This window comes from Achromobacter sp. E1 (assembly GCF_037039475.1).
GTDB classification, from domain to species: Bacteria; Pseudomonadota; Gammaproteobacteria; order Burkholderiales; family Burkholderiaceae_B; genus Achromobacter; species Achromobacter mucicolens.
Map to the genome: position 1 here is coordinate 3698417 of NZ_CP146253.1, position 14404 is coordinate 3712820.

At 63.0% G+C, this 14404-nt stretch carries 17 protein-coding genes; 2 read left to right on the plus strand and 15 right to left on the minus strand.

Annotation, left to right across the window (positions count from 1 at the left end; all coding sequences use genetic code 11):
• Positions 1–5 precede the first annotated feature (5 nt).
• From V6V88_RS17090 to V6V88_RS17155, 14 genes are read right to left on the minus strand one after another with little or no spacing between them, the layout of a single operon-like run.
• Positions 6–455 carry a hypothetical protein gene (locus V6V88_RS17090; protein WP_108696878.1) on the minus strand — a complete coding sequence of 150 codons (450 nt, stop codon included), beginning with the start codon at positions 453–455 and terminating at the stop codon, positions 6–8.
• Between the two features lie 57 nt (positions 456–512).
• Complete coding sequence (locus tag V6V88_RS17095; protein WP_338615724.1) at positions 513–2021, minus strand: DUF3383 domain-containing protein; 1509 nt, start codon at positions 2019–2021, stop codon at positions 513–515.
• A gap of 9 nt (positions 2022–2030) precedes the next feature.
• Positions 2031–2558: a hypothetical protein gene (locus V6V88_RS17100; protein WP_338615725.1), complete on the minus strand. Its 528-nt coding sequence runs from the start codon at positions 2556–2558 to the stop codon at positions 2031–2033.
• Complete coding sequence (locus V6V88_RS17105) at positions 2555–2923, minus strand: hypothetical protein (protein ID WP_338615727.1); 369 nt, start codon at positions 2921–2923, stop codon at positions 2555–2557. Before V6V88_RS17105 ends, V6V88_RS17100 begins: the two co-directional genes overlap by 4 nt.
• Positions 2920–3396: a hypothetical protein gene (locus V6V88_RS17110; protein ID WP_338615730.1), complete on the minus strand. Its 477-nt coding sequence runs from the start codon at positions 3394–3396 to the stop codon at positions 2920–2922. The genes V6V88_RS17105 and V6V88_RS17110 overlap by 4 nt, the downstream gene beginning before the upstream one ends.
• Complete coding sequence (locus tag V6V88_RS17115; protein ID WP_338615732.1) at positions 3393–3821, minus strand: DUF4054 domain-containing protein; 429 nt, start codon at positions 3819–3821, stop codon at positions 3393–3395. Before V6V88_RS17115 ends, V6V88_RS17110 begins: the two co-directional genes overlap by 4 nt.
• A 1-nt stretch (position 3822) precedes the next feature.
• Positions 3823–4173 (minus strand): hypothetical protein, encoded by a 351-nt coding sequence (locus tag V6V88_RS17120; RefSeq protein ID WP_063954325.1) that lies wholly within the window; start codon positions 4171–4173, stop codon positions 3823–3825.
• Between the two features lie 59 nt (positions 4174–4232).
• Positions 4233–5315 (minus strand): major capsid family protein, encoded by a 1083-nt coding sequence (locus V6V88_RS17125; RefSeq protein WP_338615734.1) that lies wholly within the window; start codon positions 5313–5315, stop codon positions 4233–4235.
• 20 nt (positions 5316–5335) lie between these two features.
• On the minus strand, positions 5336–5836 hold the full coding sequence (locus V6V88_RS17130) for a hypothetical protein (protein ID WP_338615736.1): 501 nt from the start codon (positions 5834–5836) through the stop codon (positions 5336–5338).
• On the minus strand, positions 5833–7086 hold the full coding sequence (locus V6V88_RS17135; protein WP_338615737.1) for a DUF2213 domain-containing protein: 1254 nt from the start codon (positions 7084–7086) through the stop codon (positions 5833–5835). Before V6V88_RS17135 ends, V6V88_RS17130 begins: the two co-directional genes overlap by 4 nt.
• Entirely contained in the window at positions 7067–7819 is a 753-nt protein-coding gene (locus tag V6V88_RS17140) for a minor capsid protein (RefSeq protein WP_338615739.1), read from the minus strand. Before V6V88_RS17140 ends, V6V88_RS17135 begins: the two co-directional genes overlap by 20 nt.
• 19 nt (positions 7820–7838) lie before the next feature.
• The gene (locus V6V88_RS17145) at positions 7839–9347 is read right to left on the minus strand and encodes a DUF1073 domain-containing protein (RefSeq protein WP_338615740.1); all 1509 of its coding nucleotides are present in this window, start codon (positions 9345–9347) and stop codon (positions 7839–7841) included.
• A complete protein-coding gene (locus tag V6V88_RS17150; RefSeq protein WP_338615741.1) occupies positions 9344–10681 on the minus strand; it encodes a PBSX family phage terminase large subunit in 1338 nt (445 codons plus the stop codon). Before V6V88_RS17150 ends, V6V88_RS17145 begins: the two co-directional genes overlap by 4 nt.
• Positions 10653–11312, minus strand: coding sequence for a hypothetical protein (locus V6V88_RS17155; protein ID WP_338615742.1), 660 nt, complete (start codon positions 11310–11312; stop codon positions 10653–10655). Before V6V88_RS17155 ends, V6V88_RS17150 begins: the two co-directional genes overlap by 29 nt.
• A 286-nt stretch (positions 11313–11598) precedes the next feature.
• On the opposite strand from V6V88_RS17155, the gene V6V88_RS17160 reads away from it, so the two are divergent.
• Entirely contained in the window at positions 11599–12540 is a 942-nt protein-coding gene (locus V6V88_RS17160; RefSeq protein WP_338615743.1) for a putative phage abortive infection protein, read from the plus strand.
• A gap of 246 nt (positions 12541–12786) precedes the next feature.
• Positions 12787–13068, plus strand: coding sequence for a CRISPR-associated protein Cas2 (locus tag V6V88_RS17165; RefSeq protein ID WP_338615744.1), 282 nt, complete (start codon positions 12787–12789; stop codon positions 13066–13068).
• An 8-nt stretch (positions 13069–13076) separates the two neighbouring features.
• On the opposite strand, the gene V6V88_RS17170 is transcribed toward V6V88_RS17165, so the two are convergent.
• The gene (locus V6V88_RS17170; RefSeq protein ID WP_338615745.1) at positions 13077–14297 is read right to left on the minus strand and encodes an ISL3 family transposase; all 1221 of its coding nucleotides are present in this window, start codon (positions 14295–14297) and stop codon (positions 13077–13079) included.
• Positions 14298–14404 lie beyond the last annotated feature (107 nt).

The window sequence follows — 14404 nt, forward strand, 5'->3', positions numbered from 1 at the left end:
GGCCCTTACGCGCGGGTGCGGGAGAGGTTTTGGAAGGCGAAGGTGTAGGACTTCGACTTGATGCGGCCGGCCGACGCCGGCGAATTGCCGGGCATGCCGTTGGTCATCTTGCCTTCGCTCAGCGTCAGGCTGGCGCCGTCCGGATAGGTGGCCACCAGGGTGATCTCGTCGCGCGCGTGCCGCTTGTTCTTGGCGGCCCGGTTTGCTTCGAAAATCACGGCGAGGTTGTTGTCCTCTTCGCTGCCCGGGATGACGTTCAGCGTGATCGTGATCGGCGTCGGGGCGCTGAAGACCACCAGATCGCCATTCACGTTCATGGCCGGCGTGGCGATGTCGATCGCCGGGATGTCGAACGGATCCGCGTCATCTGCGAACGCGGTGATGGTGAACCCGGACGGGAAGGACTCGCTGGCCACGCAGCGCACGGCTACGCCGATAGCGGAAGTATCGTACATGTCTGATCCTCAAAAGAAAGGCGGCCCGCAGGCCGCCCGAAGTGTTGTTTTGCCCGGTCAGACCAGGTTGTGCGAACCGTCGACCTTGCGGACCATGTCGCCCTTCGAATAGACCAGCGTGTACTTGGCCGTGAACTCGGTGACGCCGGACTCGCCCGTCTCCTGCTCGATGCTGACGTCGTACCAGTAGCCGTTGTCCTGCACGTCGTGCCAGGCCAGCGGATCATTGGTGAGCTGGGTGACAGCCACCTTCTGCAGTTCCGTCAGCGTCTTGCCGATGAGGATCGTGCCGTTGTTCAGCGCCTTGTTGACCCCGCCCTGGATGATCGCCATGACCATGCCGCGGCCGTCGTTGTTGGCCGGGATCTTGTTCGTGGTGAGCAGCAGGCTCATGAGCTGGGCCGTCATGTACGCCTTGAGCCATTGCTCGTTGGCATGCACCGACATGTCCAGGGGCGCCGTCGCGCCGCCCATCAGGTAGCCGCGCTGGAAGAACGAGATTTTCTGTCCGGCGCTGGCCGTCTGGCCGTAGTAGTTGACCCGGCGCGCGTCGTAGAAGTCGGCCATCTGGTCGTCAGTCACGTCGGACGTGAGCGTCACGCCGGACTGCCGGAACATGTAGTTGATGGTGGCGTTGGTCCGGTCGTAGTCCGTGGCCGCCATCACCGCCATCGGCAGGGCTTCCTTGTATTCGCCGGCCGTGCCGTTCAGGATCAGGCCGTTGGATGCGGTGCCGATCATGGCCGCATTCCAGGCGTCAGCCGTCACCGAATCCACCGACCAGAACATCTGATACTTCACGTTCTCGCCGGAGACGTACTCGGCCAGCGGAATCGCGTCTTCCAGGTCCACCGCAACGCCGAACGACGCCGAGCCGAACGAGTCGGTCACATTCTCAGCCGCGCGGAAGGCCTCGAGGGGCGACATAGCGACCGATCCCGGGGAACTGATCGCCTGGGCGCCCTGCAGCGCCAGCATCGCGCCGATATCGCTGCCGGTGGCCGGCGACACCACGATTGCGCCCGGGCCCGTCACGGCGGACTCCACCGTGAAGGAACCGGCGATGGCGTCATAGGAGACGGTCGCGGCGGAGCCGGTTTGGGCCGTGGCGGCAGTGGCGATGGCGGTCGTGACCAGCTGCGCGACGTTCGTCAGGCTGGTTGCGCCGGACAGGTCCACGTCCGTCAGGGCATAGGCGAACTCTCCCACCTTGATGTTCATGGCGCCGGCGGACACCGCCTGAAAGTCCGCCAGGTTGGCCGAGATGCGGTATCCGTACACGCGGCCGGGACGGGCGACGTCGGGATAGGCCGCGAACTGTAGCTCGGGCGCCTGCGAGGCGGGCGCCGGGCTGACGTAGGAGAAGTACTGGCGGGCGAACGCCGCTTCGGGCGAGTCCGAGCCGAAGTAATCGTCGGCGCCGCCCGGGCGCACAGAGACGATCTGGCCGACGGGCACGCGCGGGTCGGTGGTGAAGCGCCGGCCGGTCAGCTGCTGCTGGGCGACGGCATTGGCGCCGATCACCGCACTGATGATCCGGACGTAGCGAGTCATCTTGATGGACATGTCTTTTCCTCAAATGCGATGGATGCCCGGCGCAACCTGTTGGATGTGTGCCGTGGCCTGGGTGATGTTGCGGTGGTGGGTAAAGATGACGGTGAAGTTCGGGTTGAAGTCGAAGTTGTCCCGGTCGTTCACGAACGACGGCGTCACGATGTCTGACGCGCGCTGCACGCCGATACCGGCGGCCGTCATGGCCTGCGTGAACTTCATGGACTGCAGCAGACCTCGGACCACCGACAGGACGTCGGAGGCCAACAGCTGCTCGGGCGCCGCCAGGTCATCCTCAACGAACGCCTGAAACTGGTACATCGACTCGTTGATCTGGGATTCCGTCGCCGTCAGCGCCGCGCCGTCATCGTGGTACTTGCGCGACTGCCAGCCACGCTTGCCGCGGCCGACCGGAAAGAAGTAGATGCCGTCGTCGACGCGGCCCTGCTTGGTGGGCTGAAACGCAGAGAGGACGGGTAGCGTCACCCCCTGCTCCGGCAGCAACGCCAGCAGCGCAGCGCGTACTGTGGCCTCGAGTTGCTTCTGCTTCATGCCGGCCCCACGTCAACGCATAGGATGCCGCGCCAGCCGTCCTGGGTATACCAGTCGGCACTACCCACAACGTCATGCCGGCGTCCGCCATAGATCAGCAGGTCTGGCGCCGCGCCGCGCTGCACGTTCTCCACCGGGTGGGACGTGTACAGGTTGAAGTAGCGCTTGGCGGTGTCCAGGCCCAGGTCGCGGATCGTCGACTCACCGACCGGTTGCCAGGAACCCTGGATAGGCTTCGGCGGCTCATACTCGTTGACAAACTGCCCCCGCGCGTTCTCGGTGCGCCCCTTGAACTTGAGCCAGACTGGCGCCTGTTGCGCAATCACGCTGGCGGCCAAGCCCAGCAGGTTGATGCCTGGAATCACGATTTATCCTCCACGACGTGGCTGACGGACTGGATCATCTGGCCGGTGTCGACCAGGGGCTTCTTCGATACGCCAGGCGTTTTCTTTCGGGCCTGCCTGGCTTCCAGCGTCGTCTGCTTCAAGGGCGGCGTCGTCAGCAGCGAGATCGTCCGGGCAATATCGCCAGCCGACCGCGCGCCCAGCGCCTCGAAGGCTTGGCCGACGTCGACCTTCCCGTCGATGGCTCCGTGCACCGCCCCGGCGATCTGCCGGCCCCACTCCGCCTTCTTCTGTTCGGCTGTGGGGCGCATGAACGGCCGGGCCGGGATGTTTCCCTGGGGATAGCCGTATTCCTGGATGGCGGCCACGTAGGCGACGGGCGTGCCGTCCGGGTATTTGGCCTCGGGGAAGAAGCCGACCCGGATCTGCTTGCCGCCGACGTTCTTCAACGTCGCCTGCAGCTTGTCCGTGCCGCCCCTGCGCACCACCTTCATCGGAACCTTCCCCCGCGGATGGACAGGCCACCCACGTTGCGAAACGCCGCGCGCTCGGGCAGGCCACCCACGTAAACCCCGCCAGCCGCGCAGCTTTTGGACAGCGCCAGGAACTGCTGGCCGTAGGGCGTCAGGTTCAGCCAGTGCGACCAGGAGTCGGTCGCGGGCGGCGCCTGGAATGACACGCTCACCTTGTCGATGGTGGCCGAGGCCAGCGCGCCGGGCGCGCCGCCATTGCCCGACTCGGCATTCAGCCGCAGTTGCAGCAGGTGCGCCGTGATCAGCATCCACAGCTGCTCGTTGCACTGACAGCCGCGCCCGCTGGTGTAGCACTGCGCCCATTCCGCCACCACCAGCACCACGTCATCCGGAACCGCGCCGAACATGGGGAACAGGATCCGGAACTTGTCCAGCGGGAGGTCCATGTTAGGCCTCGGCGTCTTTGACCTTGGCGCCGCCGGCGTTGCGGCGACGAGCCGTTTCCGGCGTGTCCTGGGCCGCCTTGTCCGCGGGAGCCAAGTTGCGCGCAGCGAAGGTTTCCGCGTCCTGCTTGTCGTGGCTGGCCGACACGAAGCCGTTCTTCGAATGCGCCTTGAACACGATGTTCTCCTGCAGCAGGTTGAACTCGTCTTCCGAGACGGCGGTGACCATGCCCTTGGGCGTCACCAGTTGCTTGTTGGCCACGTTGGCCTTGCCCGTGACCAGGACCGACTTGCCGTTCTTGAGCTGGTAGCGCTGGTCGTTGCTGAGCGTGCTGTAGATATAGATGCGAGACATTTCGACTCCAGAAATGACAAAGGCCGGGTTTCCCCGGCCCTCTGTTCAGAGCGCGACGATCAGGACGCGCTGATGGTCCGGCGGGCAAACGCCCAGGGGCGCAGCACAAAGATGCCCGCCGTGGCGTTGATGGCGTCTTCGATGTAGCCCTTGATGCGGTTCTCGCTGCCCAGCACCTGGTAGCGCACCGGCACGGCCTGGATCAGGCTGGCGCCGGTGATGTCCGACTCGTCCTGATCCGCCGCGTTCTCGACGAACAGATAGGCCACGTCCAGGCCGCCGTTGGCGTCCTTGAACTCGGCCGTCGTCACCACGCGCACGTTCGGGAAGTTCTCGTTCAGCCATTGGCGGAACGTCATGCCCGAGGCCGCCGGGCTATACACGCTGAAGATCGAGCGGTAGCCAGTGGGCAGGACCAGCACCAGGCGGGCGGTGTCCTTGAGCTCGCCGCCCATCTGGGTTTCGAGCTGGTTGTACATGCCCGTGAACTCGGCGACCAGCTGGTCGAAGTTCGCGGTCAGCCAGGGCGTGGTCGCGGACACGAAGGCCGGCAGGCTGGGATCGTTCAGCAGGCCGTACACGTTCGTGTCGGGCTGGTTGAAGCCGTAGAAGCCGACCTGGTTGCGGCTGATGTCCAGCGACTCGGTCGCCGCGCGGCGCTTTTCGTCCGCCGCTTGGTAGCCGATGGCGGCCTGGCGGGCGTCTTCCAGCTTGCCCACCTGGAAGCCCTGCTCGAAACGCACGATGCCGCGCGATTCGATGGACTGGCGGTAGTCGGCCAGCGGGATGTTGGTCGTGTCGCCGTACAGCTCGGCCTTGGCGGCCGGCTCAGCGACGCGCAGGCTGATCAGCTCGTCTTCCCAGCGACCGACCGTGGTGATGCCCGCGATCTCGTCGATGTTGCGCACCTGCGTGACGACGCGCAGCGTGCCGGGCAGCCAGGTCTGGAGCATGTGCGACAGCATCGCGCCATTCGTGACGGCCGGGCCGGTCAGGGCCGAGTCCATCGCGCGCAGGCCGACGCCCAGGTTCTCCAGGTCTTCGAAGCCGATCTTGGCATCGCTGCCCAGCCTGACGGCGCCGCGCGAGAGGGCCAGACGGCCGCTCATGTGCATGTGCACCTTGGATTGAGTTTTTGCCATGATTTCTGGTTCCTTTCCGATCAGGCACCGGCCGGGGTGGGCAGCACCACCAGGCCATTGAGGGCGATCACCGCCAGACGCGGGGTCTCGGCGCTGGGTTCGTGGCGGGCGATGTGCGCGCCGGGGATGACGGTTCCAGTTTCGCCGGCCGAGATGATGCCGGTGGCCGGGTCGAACGACACCGGATCGCCGATGTTGCCGTCGTTGCCCAGCTGAACGAAGACCTCGCCCATGGTCAGAAACTCGCCGACCGTGGCGTTGCGCGCGTAAGCGACATCGATCGCGTACGCCTTGGGGTTGATCAGAATGCCGGCGAAAGCGCCATCGCCGCCGGCCTGCACCTGCTCGAACGTGCCGCGGCCGGAAGGCTGGCCGGCCACGTACGTAAAGGCGCGGCCGAAGACGTTGTTCGCCTCGGTCGCCGAGTCGATGATCGCCGAGGCGGCGCGAGTCGGGCCGTCATGGCTGATATTGCCCGGGATGCCGGACAGCAGGTAGGTTCGTGCGGTGTTCGGGATCATTTCTTTTCGCCCCAGACTTTGGCGGCCGTGTCTTCGGCGCGCACGGTTTTGGAATCGCCGACGATCTTGTCGGCGTCGGATTTGGCAGCCTGCAGGTAGCCTTGCAGCACCGCGAGCTCAGCGCCGTCCTGCGCCTTCAGGCCCAGCTTCTTGACGGCGTACTTGGCGACGTGGTCGGCCGAGACCAACAACGCGCTGTCGAAGGCGCCGATGAACGGCGTCACGCGCTTGGCCAGGGCGTCGCGCTCAGCGATCTGCTTGATCACCGCGTTGGCGTCATTGGCCTTCACCTGGGTCTGCAGCGTGCCGATCATGCCCATGACCTGGGCATCCGCAGCGCGCGCGGCGATCTTGTTCTTTGCGGCGCCCAGCTTGGCCAGGGCGGCGTCCAAGGCCTTCTTGCTGTCGGCCGTGGGGGCTGCCTTCACTTCTTCGGCGGCGGCCTGCACTTCCTCGAGCGCGGCCGTCACTTCTTCGATGGCAGCCGTGGCGGATTCGACCGCACTGGTCGCCTGCTCGGCGGCCGCTGCCGTTTCTTCGACGGCGTCCTTCTCTTCCGTCGTGACGGCGCCGGGGGCCGCCGGCGCTTCCGCGTCCGTGACAGCCTCCTTCGTGGGATCGTTGTCCGAGACAGCGGCAGCTTGTTCCGCCAAGATTTTCTCGATCAACGCCCGCAATGCTTGTTCCATTTCGGGGGTGATTTCCATATTGATGAACTCCGCTGAGTCGTATGTGATGGTGAGGCAGTCCTGTACAGCCACGTCCGGCCCCGTCCTGCCCTCTTTCACGGATGCCAGATGATTGAATCGAATGTCGCGCTGGATGGCGTCGTACTGCTGGCCATCGAACACGCCTTCGCTGAATTCGTATCGACAGCGGTAGCTGGGCGACAACTCCACCTTGCCGCGGTCGATGAGGTTCTTCATGAAATCCGAGTAGGCCCGGATGCTGTTGCGCAGGTACGGATACTCGAAGCGCGCCGACTCGCCCGTGGTGCCCTGGACACCCTTCTTCTCGGCGGGCGTCCCGTCCACCCCGAGGAACTCGTGTTCGTCGATCCACGGCACCAGGTTGGCTGAGGCGATCGTTTCCGGGTTCTCCAGCTCTTCCTGCGGCCGATACACCCGGTAGACACGGTCCGCATCAGGCGCGCCGATCTCGCTACCCAAGTACGAGAACACCCCCACCTTCGTGATCGGGTTGTCGCGCACCAGTAGGTAGCCGTTGACGTCAGTTTGTCGCTTGCTCATCGAGATACTCGTTAAAGTCGATGACCGGGCGCATGCGGCACCGGCAATTGATCAGCTCGCCAGGGAAGCCGCGCTGCCCGGTCCGCTTGTCGATGATGGGCGGGTTGTCCATGCTGAACGTCTGCCCGTCGTACTGGACGTGAAGCGATCGCGGTTCGGCGCCGCCTCCGCTGTGGATCCATTCGAACTGCTTGACGCCGGCGGCCCTCATCCGCTCCTCGTTCATGGCGGACGTGATCTTGCGCGTCTGATCGACCGCGATCAGCTTGGCGCGATTCCGGGTGACCTGGTTGAGATTCTTTATCTCATCGAAGATCTGCCCGCTGCCCTGGCCGCCTGACTGGATCGACCGCATGACGATGCCCTGGATCCGGTCCTGGAACTGCGCCGGGATGCTCTTGATCAGCCCGACGTTCTCCGCCGTGCTGGCCAGGACCTTGTCGTACAGGCCGGCCGGCATCTGAAACGTCTTGATGGTCAGCCCGCCGGACATGTCCCGCAGCGACGCGCCCAGGTTCTGCTTGGAAAACCTGTCAACCTGGCCGATTGTGCGGTTCGCGAGCGGGCCCGCCTTCTCGGCAAACGCCTTGCTCCACTTGCGCCCTAGCTCGGCCAGGATGCGGCGCGCCTGGGTGGTCACGCTCTCGTCCTGCGTGATCTCGGGATTGCCGCGGTACAGTCGGCGCAGCGCCGCGTCGTAGTCCGCCAGCATGCCGTCAATCAGCGACTCCATGCTGGCGCGGTACCGGCCTTCAACGGCGACCGGGTACGCCAGCGCCGAGCCCTTGAACTGGCTGGCCTGTTGCTGCTGCCCCCACGCCTGGCGCCGCTTCGTGACCATTTTCTTCGGCATCTACGAACTCGGCGTCTTCAAGGTTGTGGTAATCGCCCTCGCGGTCTTCGCGCAGGCGGTTGCGGATGTCCTCCGCGTCGATGGCGCCGGTGTTGAACAGCGCGGCGTCCCGGTCGGCCTTGATCTTGTCGATCTCGGCCCACTCCTTGGCGGTCGGACTGTCCACCGGCATCCACTGGATGGCGATCTCGGCAGGCAGCGCAATCCCTTCGGACTTAGCCAGCAGGCGGTAATGCGTCTCCAGCAGCGGCGTCATGTCGTTGGACTGGATGCTCTCCAGGTCTTCCCGGTACACCGACTGCTCATAGTCGCCCGTGGCGTTGAAGCCCTTGGGCTGCGTGCCCAGCAGCTTCGTGGCCGGCACGTTCGCCACCGACGCCGCCAGCTGGTACTGGGTCATGATGACCGTGTCCACATCGCCCAGCGCGGTGTCGAACTGCTGGATGGTCTCCTCGGCGCCGCCGACGCGCACGCCGTAGTTGTCCCGGTAAGCGACCCACTCCGCCAGGTTCTTCTCCAGCTCCTCGCGGTTGGCCAGGGCCGCATCGCCCACGTTCAGCGACGTCAGTCGCTTGGTCATCAGCAGCTGCGGGCCTTCGTTCGCGCTGCGCTCGGCCGCGTAGGCTCGCTCCATCATGCGCTGGGGCACGCTCACGCCCAGGTAGCGGTAGTGCGGCTTCAGGTAGTCCGGCACCGGGTAAGGTACGAAGATGCGCAGGTGGGACTTGTGATAGACCCGCTCCTTGATCTTCCAGAACGTCGGCTCGTAGTAGCTCTGGCTGGCCGGGTCGTTCAGGTTGTCCTCAGTCAGCACCGGCGTCACCCAGTTCGGGTCGATCTGGGACATGCCGCGGTAGGTGCCCGCCTGCACGCCGTCCAGGTTGAACGGCGCCTTGTAGTACTCCTCGGGGTTGGCTGCCTCGACATCGAACAGCACAATCCGCCCGCCGTACACGCGCCCGAAGTGCACCAGCTCGCGCAGGTGGCGCTTGACCGCGTACTTCTTGTCGCCTGCCATCAGGCGGGCCGAAATATCGTCCGAGCCGCACGTCAGCAGGTAGCCATTGCGCACCGCGTCGCGCGCCGGCATGTTGCATGCCTTATCGATCAGCCAGTTCGTCGCGAGCATCGCGCAGGCCTGGTAGCCGATGAAGGTGCTGCCTGCGGCGTAGAAGCCGAGTTGCGCCTCGTTGACCGGCGTGAAGCTGGCGGTCTTGGGCGTCGGGCGCTCGCCGATGTAGCCGTTGTCGGATGCGACCGTGGGCGCGCCCTGGGGCTGCTCGAAGGTCGGCATCTCGAAACGAGCCTGCACCTTGTCGCCCAGGGGATGCGTGGAGAACAGGCCGCGCCGCTTGGGCGCCGGCGAGGTCTCTGGGCTCCGTCGGAACAGATTGCGAAGGTATTTCATCCGAAGAATCCGCGCTTGCGCTCAATTAGGTGCGGGCAGGCGCCCATGATGAAAGAGTCGGCCAGGTTGGGCGACGGAATGCCGCGCCTTGCCATTTCGTCCTTGGTCTCGATCATGTCCAGACCTCGCTTGCTGTATCGCTTCCGCGGTGCCGACAGCTCAACCTTCAGCTGCTCGATCTTTGCGATGCCGCTGCTGATACTGATCAGTTCGCTGGCCGGGTAGACCATGCCCTTCGTGACGGCGTTGTAGGTGTTCCGGAGGCGGTCCGCCACGTCCTGCCATGCCTGCGCCTTCAGGTTCTCGAACTTTTCCTTGTTCTTAATCTTCGGCGCGTATTCCCTCTCAGGACTGATGACAGCCCCGCCGGCATTGAACTTGTGATAGCCCGCCTTGATCCCCGCGTCCGCCAGCGTCGAGCCAACGTGGGCGCCGACGCCGATGGAGTCGTATATCAGGATGCCGTTGCCAACGTGGGCCCAGGCGCGCTTTGTGGATTGGTTCAGCTCGTCTTCCGGCGCGGCCCATTCGTCAAGCTCGTTGCAGATAGCGCCATCGAATACCGAGCAGGCATTCTTGTCGGCGCCAGAGTCGGCAACGTCGTAGCCCACCGTGCGCGCCCCGCCCAGTTCGATCCCGAGCTTCAGATGCGCGTCAATCGCAGCTTCGACCCAGTGGAACTTGACCACCGAAGCGTCGTCGCTCGAAAGCGGCTGGCCCAGGTATATATGCCGGTACGCGTCCGGGTCCGCCTCTTTCAGCCGCTCCGCCTTTCTCTTGGCGGTCGCCGACAGGAATGGGTTGTCCAGGTAGTTGATGTGCCTGATGATGCAGTCGTCGCCGAGCAGGGTCGGCAGCTTCGCCTGCACGAAGTCGGTGATCAGATGCGGATTCCACAGCACCCAGACCTCGGCGCCCTCCTTCCGGATGGTCGGGTCGATGATCGACCACTGCTCCTCGGTCAGGCCCTCGCCCTCCTCGATCCAGCAGACGTCGACGCCTTCGGTGCCCTTGATTTCCTCAATGTTCCGGGCCAAGCCGTAAAACAGGAACTCCGAGCCGGTCAGCCGGTGTCGAATGGTCGACACTCCGATATCAAACTCATCGCGCCAGCCGGCCGCCTCGATCTTCTCTTTGACAACCGTGTAGACGGAATCAGCAATCCGGTTCTGCAATTGGCGCAGACACAGAAATCGCACCGAGTAGTTCCGAGCCAGGAAGGCAGCCATCCCGCCCGCGTCCTGAGTCTTGGACGAGAACCGGCCGCCCTTCAGCAACTTGTATGGCTTTTGCGTCCGCCAAAAGTCACTCAGCGCCGGGTTGAGCTGAAACACTGATGTCCCTGTAGAAGTCGGCCAGACTTCGGCCCCTCTGCGCGAGGCTTCCGTCCGGGTTGCTCAGTTCGAGCTTCGTAGCCTCGGCGATCCCGTAGGCCTCCCGCTCGATGCCGACCAGATTCTTCAGCGTCTCGGCCAGCTTCTTCATGCTGTCGATGCGGCCGGCGCTAGAGATGACCTTCTGATAGACGTCATTGCGCTTGTCCTGGCCCTTGTCGTCCTCGCTGCGGAGGATGTCCCCAAGCTCGCGGAAAAGGTCGACGTCGCCCGTTTCCGTTTCCAGCTCATCGAGCAGGGACATGCAGAGAGTGCGCGCGCGGCGGATGTCGCTGCGGTGCCCCAGTCGGATGTTGGCGATCACCTCGGCGTTCGCATCAACGATCGCACGGTCGGTTACCGCCTGCTCGCTGGTAACTTCCTTGGTAACCGTGCGACTGGTAACCAGCGCTTCAGCCTTCGCGGCGATCTTCGCCTTCAGGTCCCGCTCCCATCCTTCCTTCTTCGCGCGCTTGGAGATCGCGACGTGCGACACGCCCTGCGATGCTGCGATTTCACGAATGGACAGCAGGCCGGCGCGGAAGTCGGATTCGATCCGCTCCCAGTCGGGCTTCGTCTTTGCTTGGGTCATAGGTATCTTGGGGTCGCGCCCATCCGGCTACCCTTCAGGGCTGGGCGCCGCGGTTCTCGTCATGCCGGCCACCGGCGACAAGACCGGTAGAAGTGTCCCGCGCATTTGCCCCTGCGCGGACGCCAGGCCGGCTGCGGCGACTCATGGGGGTATTGTGGTTTGTGGGGCCTGCCCCTTGGCGCACCCGTGGTGTGCGCTGGTCGGACCGTTACGGGAAGCGGCGCTGTTTGTCTGTCAGCGCCATATTGAATATATTCCTGCGGTGTTATCGACTAACGATCAGCCAATGACTTCCACTATTGACCGACACCAAGCGCGAGCCGCGAAAACACGCCGGCTGATTCTGCTCTTTGTCGCATGGCCCGCGTCTGTCGCAGTCATCGCAGTGGGCTTATTCATCTACAAGTTTCATAGCAACCCCCTATCTTCAGAGACAGGAGACTGGGGGACGTTTGGCGATTTTCTTGGAGGGATTGTCAATCCCGTGGCCGGTCTCGTGACGATCGTTCTGCTCGTGCTCACATTGCGCTCGCAACAAGACGAGCTGGAGGAGCAGCGCCGCCAACTGGCCAAGCAATCCTTTGATCAATCGTTCTTTGGCTGGACGAGCAGCTACCGTGAATTAATAACCGAACTGCAACTCGGTGATGGGTCCGATAGTGATCCACGGCTTATGGGCGTCGTTGCGCTCGACGCGATGACGAGATCCGAATTGATCTCCACCAATTTGGAAACATCGCTCTTACTGAAGGAATACGAGCGCTCCGACGCTCAAGTGCGCGAGCGCCTTTGTGCAAGGAAGAAAAATCTCGTTCACGCTTGGTGGGAGCGGCAGTTCGCCGCCAATGAGCCGCAACTAGGTGCTTTGATCAGGACTCTTTACTCGTTGCTCAGATGGGTAGACTCCAACCCCCACGTCAGTTGGCTAGAAAAGTGGGATGCGGTATCAATCCTGCGCGCCCGGCTCTCTGGGCCAGAGCTGCGCATGATTTTTTTCAACGGATTTTTGCCAGAAGGGCAGAAATTTAACGAATACGTTCGTCGGTATGCGTTGTTCGACAACCTTCGACTGAACGGTCACAACTTCGTGATTTTGGCGTATCGGCTAAATTTTCATCCGTTCGAACCGGAGAGCTTCAACTCTGACCTTGCTAGGCAATCGCTTCTCGAAGCATCGGACGTTACGCCCATCTCTGCCAGCAACCAGCCACCGTCGAACGTCCGATAGACATAGCCCTGAATCCATTTAACGCGCAACAGCCGCGCTTTTTGTCCTGCTTCTTGACTGGCCTAGTGGCATGGAGCATGCGGTTCCTCCAGAGCAGACGCCGGAGCGTAACGTTTACCATCCGATGTCCATGCGGCCCGGCGGACGGTTCTCTCTGGCCCCTGCTCTCCGAGGATGTAACAATACTTACTTCAATGTAAGCGCCCAATGCTACGGTCGAGTTCCCTTCCCTACAGGAGACAAAGAATGGCCGTTTACATCATCGGCTACGACTTGAGGAAAGCCGGCCAGAACTATTCAGGCTTGCATGAGCAAATCAAGTCATACGGCACGTGGCAACACACGCTTGATTCAACCTGGATCATCCGGACGTCGAAGACCTCTGCTCAGATTCGCGACCATCTCATCAACTACATTGATGCCAATGACTCGCTCGTAGTCTTCGAGCTAACTGGCAATGGGGCTTGGTATGGAATCGGGCAAGTCGGAGATAAGTGGTTGCTCGATGTGTTGAACAACCGCGGATAAAAAAAGGTTCATTGAGCATTACCGGGGAAGGCCGCGCGGATTTTGAGGAAGAAGTATTCCTGGTCTCGGTAACCGTAGGCGCGCCGCTTAATGACCTTGATGGTGTTGTTGATGCCCTCAACGATGCTGGTATTTAGACGATGTCGGCATCTGGCCAGGATGCCATGCAGATAGCCTTTCAGGCGCTGAGCGAAGGTGTTCAAGGGGGCTATTCCGCTTTGCTCAGCCTGCTCGCACCAGTGGTGCCAGGCTTGTTTTGCCCAGGCAGGTCTTCGGTAGAACCAGAGCCGCTTGAGTTCGTCCCGCAGGACATAGACCGTCAGCAGCGGCTGGTTGGCGTGCAGCAATTCGTCGAGTCGGACGGCCTGCTGCCGGTCTAGCTTGTCGCGGTTGCGCAATAGCAGCCAGCGGCTCGATTTGATGACCCTGCGCGCGGGACGATCCTGGCGCAGTTGGTTGGCCTGGTCCACGCGCACCCGATCAATGACCTCTCGTCCGTACTTGGCCACGACATGGAACAAGTCATAGACGATCTCCGCCTGTGGGCAGTGGGCCTGGATCTCTAACTCGTAGGCCGTAGTCATGTCGATGGCAACGGCCTTGATGCGTTGGGCGACCCCACGCGGCAATTGCTCGAAGAACGCCCGAGCCGTCTCGCGTGAGCGTCCTGGGCCGATCCACAGCACCTGCCTGCTGATCGGATCGACGACTACCGTCGCGTACCGATGCCCTTTATGCAGGGCGAACTCGTCCATCGCTAAATACTCGATCCTGGACCAATCCGGTTCGCGCACTGATGCTCGGAGCCGGGCCTTGTCCAGCGTCTTGACGGTATGCCAACCCAGCTCGAAGAACCTAGCCACCGCCTGCACGTTGCTCGATTGCAGCAATTGGCTGCAGGCCGCCGCAAGCCGATCCGTCACCCGTTGGTAACGCCCCAGCCAAGTAAGCCGCTCCAGGCGCGGGCCACCGCATTGCTCACACAACAAGCGCCGGCGTGGCACGTGAAGAACAACCCGGTACTCAAATAACGGCAGATCTCGAACCCGTCGCACCGTGGTCTCATGGACCTGGCGACATCGTGCGCCGCACTGCTCGCACAGCATCACCTTGGCGGTCGGCTTCAAATAGATCGACAGCGTGCGCCCAGCGCCCTCGGGCCACTCCACGCGTTCGACGACATAGCCTTGCCAGCCCCCCAGCGACTCCAGCAGCTTGCGATCCAGCATCTCCACGCACTCCTGATGGCAAATTCCTGCCATCAAGAGTACGAAAACTTGCCAAATCCCTCCACGCTATTGCGCGATGAACCTAAAAAAAGCCCCGGGCTAGTCCG

Bases quoted from the DNA above. Each gene is read 5' to 3' on its own strand.
- V6V88_RS17120 (WP_063954325.1), bottom strand. From the start codon at position 4,173: ATGTCTCGCATCTATATCTACAGCACGCTCAGCAACGACCAGCGCTAC.
- V6V88_RS17135 (WP_338615737.1), bottom strand. From the start codon at position 7,086: ATGAGCAAGCGACAAACTGACGTCAACGGCTACCTACTGGTGCGCGAC.
- V6V88_RS17100 (WP_338615725.1), bottom strand. From the start codon at position 2,558: ATGAAGCAGAAGCAACTCGAGGCCACAGTACGCGCTGCGCTGCTGGCG.
- V6V88_RS17140 (WP_338615739.1), bottom strand. From the start codon at position 7,819: ATGGAGTCGCTGATTGACGGCATGCTGGCGGACTACGACGCGGCGCTG.
- V6V88_RS17090 (WP_108696878.1), bottom strand. From the start codon at position 455: ATGTACGATACTTCCGCTATCGGCGTAGCCGTGCGCTGCGTGGCCAGC.
- V6V88_RS17125 (WP_338615734.1), bottom strand. From the start codon at position 5,315: ATGGCAAAAACTCAATCCAAGGTGCACATGCACATGAGCGGCCGTCTG.
- V6V88_RS17170 (WP_338615745.1), bottom strand. From the start codon at position 14,297: ATGCTGGATCGCAAGCTGCTGGAGTCGCTGGGGGGCTGGCAAGGCTAT.
- V6V88_RS17115 (WP_338615732.1), bottom strand. From the start codon at position 3,821: ATGGACCTCCCGCTGGACAAGTTCCGGATCCTGTTCCCCATGTTCGGC.
- V6V88_RS17160 (WP_338615743.1), top strand. From the start codon at position 11,599: ATGACTTCCACTATTGACCGACACCAAGCGCGAGCCGCGAAAACACGC.
- V6V88_RS17110 (WP_338615730.1), bottom strand. From the start codon at position 3,396: ATGAAGGTGGTGCGCAGGGGCGGCACGGACAAGCTGCAGGCGACGTTG.
- V6V88_RS17165 (WP_338615744.1), top strand. From the start codon at position 12,787: ATGGCCGTTTACATCATCGGCTACGACTTGAGGAAAGCCGGCCAGAAC.
- V6V88_RS17155 (WP_338615742.1), bottom strand. From the start codon at position 11,312: ATGACCCAAGCAAAGACGAAGCCCGACTGGGAGCGGATCGAATCCGAC.
- V6V88_RS17095 (WP_338615724.1), bottom strand. From the start codon at position 2,021: ATGTCCATCAAGATGACTCGCTACGTCCGGATCATCAGTGCGGTGATC.
- V6V88_RS17145 (WP_338615740.1), bottom strand. From the start codon at position 9,347: ATGAAATACCTTCGCAATCTGTTCCGACGGAGCCCAGAGACCTCGCCG.
- V6V88_RS17130 (WP_338615736.1), bottom strand. From the start codon at position 5,836: ATGATCCCGAACACCGCACGAACCTACCTGCTGTCCGGCATCCCGGGC.